The organism is Roseateles sp. P5_E11, assembly GCF_054049355.1.
Map to the genome: position 1 here is coordinate 1 of NZ_JBFUMO010000605.1, position 3,394 is coordinate 3,394.

Below are 3,394 nucleotides of genomic sequence, written 5' to 3' on the forward strand. Positions count from 1 at the left end.
GCGCGGCACCGACTCCAGCGGCGGACGAGTCGCCGACGATCAGCAGCCGCAACGTCGAGCCTTCGGCCCAACGCGGGCCGGCCGCCTCGGGCAAACGCAGCGCCGTCGCACGGACTCGGCGCCCCTGCCAAATCAGCAGTGGGCCGAGTGCGATCTTTGAAAGCTTCAGGAGAATTTGGAAAAGTCCGGCACACGTTTCTGGAAGAAGGCCTGGAAAGCCTCCATCGCCTCGGGGCTGCGCAGGCGGGCACCGAAGATCTCGGCTTCACGCGTGATGGCGGCCTTGACGGCGTCGCGCTGGGCATCGCGGATCAGCTTCTTGCTGTCGCGCACCGCTCCCGGCGCGAGGTTGTTGAACCGTTCAGCGATGCGGCGTGCGTGGTTCAGCACTTCGGAACCCGGCAGCACGCGGTTGGCGATGCCGCATTCGACGGCCTGCTCACCGGTGAAGGGGTCGCCCAGCAGCAGCTTTTCGGCCGCGCGGCGGTTGCCGATCAGCTGGGGCAGCACGACGCTGGACGCAAACTCGGGCACCAGGCCCAAGGCGACGAAGGGCATGGCCAGTCGGGCGTCATCGGCGACGAAGACGAAGTCGCAGTGCAGCAGCATGGTGGTACCGATGCCGATGGCCGCACCGGTCACGGCAGCGATCACGGGCTTGGTGCTGTCCACCAGCGCATGCATGAACTGGAAGGTCGGTGCATCTTCACCCCGCGTCGGGCCGGCCATGAAGTCTTCCAGGTCATTGCCCGACGTGAAGATGCCCGGCTGGCCGGTGATCAGCACCGCGCGCACGGCCGGATCGGCATCGGCCGCGCGCAGCGCGTCGGCCATGGCCTGGTACATCGCCTGGGTGATCGCGTTCTTCTTCTCGGGGCGGGCGATCTCGAGGGTCGCGACGCCGTTGACGGTGTAGCTCTTGATGGTCATTTCAGTCTCCTGTCGGGGCTGCTTGTATTGTCGGCGGGTCGAGCGCCGGGCCGCTCCCTAGCCGGCCCGCTCTGGCGATGTGCTTGCCGGTCGAGCCGGCAAGCATCGCCGTCCCCTCGGGGGACCGATCGGGCTGGCCCGCGTTCAGCGGAGCGAGACTGGGCGAGGGGCTCACGCGACAGCCGTCTTGGCGTGGAACTGCGTCCAGTGATTGGCCAGGTGCATCAAATGGGCTCGCTCGTACTGCGGCTTGGTCAGCTCACCGTAGGCGAAATGAGGCCGCAGTGTGCCGTTGAATTGCGTGAACGCGTCCATGGMATCCAACAGGCGCTGCACCGAGGTCTTCAGCGCCTGTGAGGCGTCCAGCGCCGGCGCGCCGGGAATGGGCTCGTCCAGGCTGTGGCTCATCGCACCGCGCGCATTGAATACCGCGAAGGCCGCCGAGCCGATGGACGAGCGGAACCAGGCGCCCTTGAGCGCCGGGAAGCCCTGCATCGAGAACTCGATGCTCTGGGCCAGATGCTGCATGACCTGGCTGAGGTTCCAGGGGTTGTCCTGCACGACCTTGGGCGCGAACAGCAGATCGAGCACGGCCTGCTGACCGTCCTTCCACGTCGCAAAGGTCTTCAACTTGCCCGTGCAGGCGGCCAGCGGGGTCGCCGCGAGCAACACCGTGGTGGTCTTGAGCGCGCGGCGACGATCCATGGTTTACAGCCTTTCGAAGATGCCTGCTGCGCCTTGGCCGGCGCCGACGCACATTGTCACCATGCCGTACTTGCCACCGGTGCGGCGCAGGTTGTGGATGACCGAGGCCGCACGGATGGCGCCGGTGGCGCCCAACGGGTGGCCCAGCGCGATCGCGCCGCCGTTGGGGTTGACCTTGCTGCGGTCGAGCACGATACCCTTGCTGTCGAGGTCGTTCAGCACGGCCAGCGACTGCGCGGCGAAGGCCTCGTTCAGTTCGATCCAGTCCAGGTCGGCGGCGGTGATGCCAGCGGCCTTCAGTGCCACGGGGATGGCGGCGATCGGACCGATGCCCATGATCTCCGGCGGCACGCCACGCACGGCGAAGGACACGAAGCGTGCCAGCGGCGTCAGGTTGTAGCGCTTGAGCGCCGCTTCGCTGACGATCAGCAAACCACCCGAACCGTCGGAGGTCTGCGAGCTGTTGCCGGCGGTGACGCTGCCCTTGGCGGCGAACACGGGCTTGAGCTTGGCCAGGCCTTCCAGCGACGTGTCGGGGCGGGCGCCCTCGTCGAGCTTGACGGTGCGGGTCCTGGTGTTGACCGTGCCGTCCGCCAAGTTGGGCGTGCGCTCGACGATGTCGAAGGGCGTCATCTCGGCGTCGAAGTGGCCGGCAGCCATCGCGGCGACGGCACGGCGGTGCGATTCCACCGAGAACTCGTCCTGCGCTTCGCGGCTGATCTTCCACTGCGCCGCGACCTTCTCGGCCGTCAGGCCCATGCCGTAGGCGATGCCGATGTTCTCGTCCTTCTCGAAGATCAGCGGCGACAGRCTGGGCTTGTTGCCGCCCATCGGGATCATGGACATCGATTCGACGCCGCCGGCGAACATCACATCGGCCTCGCCGACGCGGATGCGGTCCGCGGCCATCTGCACGGCGGTGACGCCGGAGGCGCAGTAGCGGTTGATGGTCACGCCGCCGATGGTCGGGCCCAGGCCCGCCAGCACCGAGGCCACGCGGGCGATGTTCATGCCCTGCTCGCCTTCGGGGAAGGAGCAGCCGACGATGGCGTCTTCAATGGCCGCCGGGTCCAGGCCCGGGGCCTGGGCCAGCACGGCCTGCATCACCTTGACGAGCATCTCGTCGGGGCGGGTGTTCTTGAAGTAGCCGCGGCCGCTCTTGCCGATGGGCAGACGGGTGGCGGAGACGATGTAGGCGTCTTGGACTTGCTTGCTCATGGTCTTTCCTTTACTTAAGCCTGGGGCTTTTCTTTGGGCACCCAGGCCCAGACAAATTCACACTCGATCGGCTCGATGCCGGCTTCGTCGGTCACGGTCACGGCGACCCGCACTTCACCCTTGGTCTCGTTCGCCATCGTGAAGCGTTGGGCAGCGGTCAGGTGCGCCTTGGCGACCAGGCCGCCGGTGGCGCGCTTCCTGAAGTTCACCTGCAACGACTTGCACAGCGGCAGGCAGTCGTCACGCACATTCATGCCCACCACCATGCCGGTGGCGGTCTCGGCGAGCAGCGACATCGCGGCCGCATGCACGCCCTTGATGTGGTTCTGCACCGGGCGCTTGTTGGCGACGCGGATCTCGCTGCTTTCGGGCGTGAGGGCAATGAAATCGAGCGATGCCGTGCCCGTGAAGGGCACTGCGCGGCGCAGCGCGAAGTTGCGCGCGGCGCCCCGCAGCGGGCCGGGCAGGCCGTCCAGCTTGGCGAGGGTGCGTTGAAGCCGGTTCACTTTTGTTCCTAGTCAGTCGAGGACAGAGCTCGCGC

The 3,394-nt window shown here is 67.1% G+C and carries 4 protein-coding genes and 1 pseudogene; all 5 read right to left on the minus strand.

Annotated features, from left to right (window positions below):
* Positions 1–175, minus strand: a pseudogene (locus ACXJKR_RS27730) (SGNH/GDSL hydrolase family protein); the annotation flags it as partial.
* Positions 166–930 carry an enoyl-CoA hydratase gene (locus ACXJKR_RS27735; protein ID WP_457325565.1) on the minus strand — a complete coding sequence of 255 codons (765 nt, stop codon included), beginning with the start codon at positions 928–930 and terminating at the stop codon, positions 166–168. The pseudogene ACXJKR_RS27730 and the gene ACXJKR_RS27735, both read right to left, overlap by 10 nt.
* A 171-nt stretch (positions 931–1,101) precedes the next feature.
* On the minus strand, positions 1,102–1,635 hold the full coding sequence (locus ACXJKR_RS27740; protein ID WP_457325566.1) for a DUF1569 domain-containing protein: 534 nt from the start codon (positions 1,633–1,635) through the stop codon (positions 1,102–1,104).
* 3 nt (positions 1,636–1,638) lie between these two features.
* Complete coding sequence (locus tag ACXJKR_RS27745) at positions 1,639–2,853, minus strand: acetyl-CoA C-acyltransferase (protein WP_457325567.1); 1,215 nt, start codon at positions 2,851–2,853, stop codon at positions 1,639–1,641.
* 14 nt (positions 2,854–2,867) lie between these two features.
* Positions 2,868–3,359 carry a DUF4442 domain-containing protein gene (locus ACXJKR_RS27750; RefSeq protein ID WP_235532080.1) on the minus strand — a complete coding sequence of 164 codons (492 nt, stop codon included), beginning with the start codon at positions 3,357–3,359 and terminating at the stop codon, positions 2,868–2,870.
* Between the last annotated feature and the right edge of the window lie 35 nt (positions 3,360–3,394).

What these genes read in the sequence shown, in the direction of transcription:
- ACXJKR_RS27735 (WP_457325565.1), bottom strand. Translation starts at nt 930, where the DNA reads ATGACCATCAAGAGCTACACCGTCAACGGCGTCGCGACCCTCGAGATC.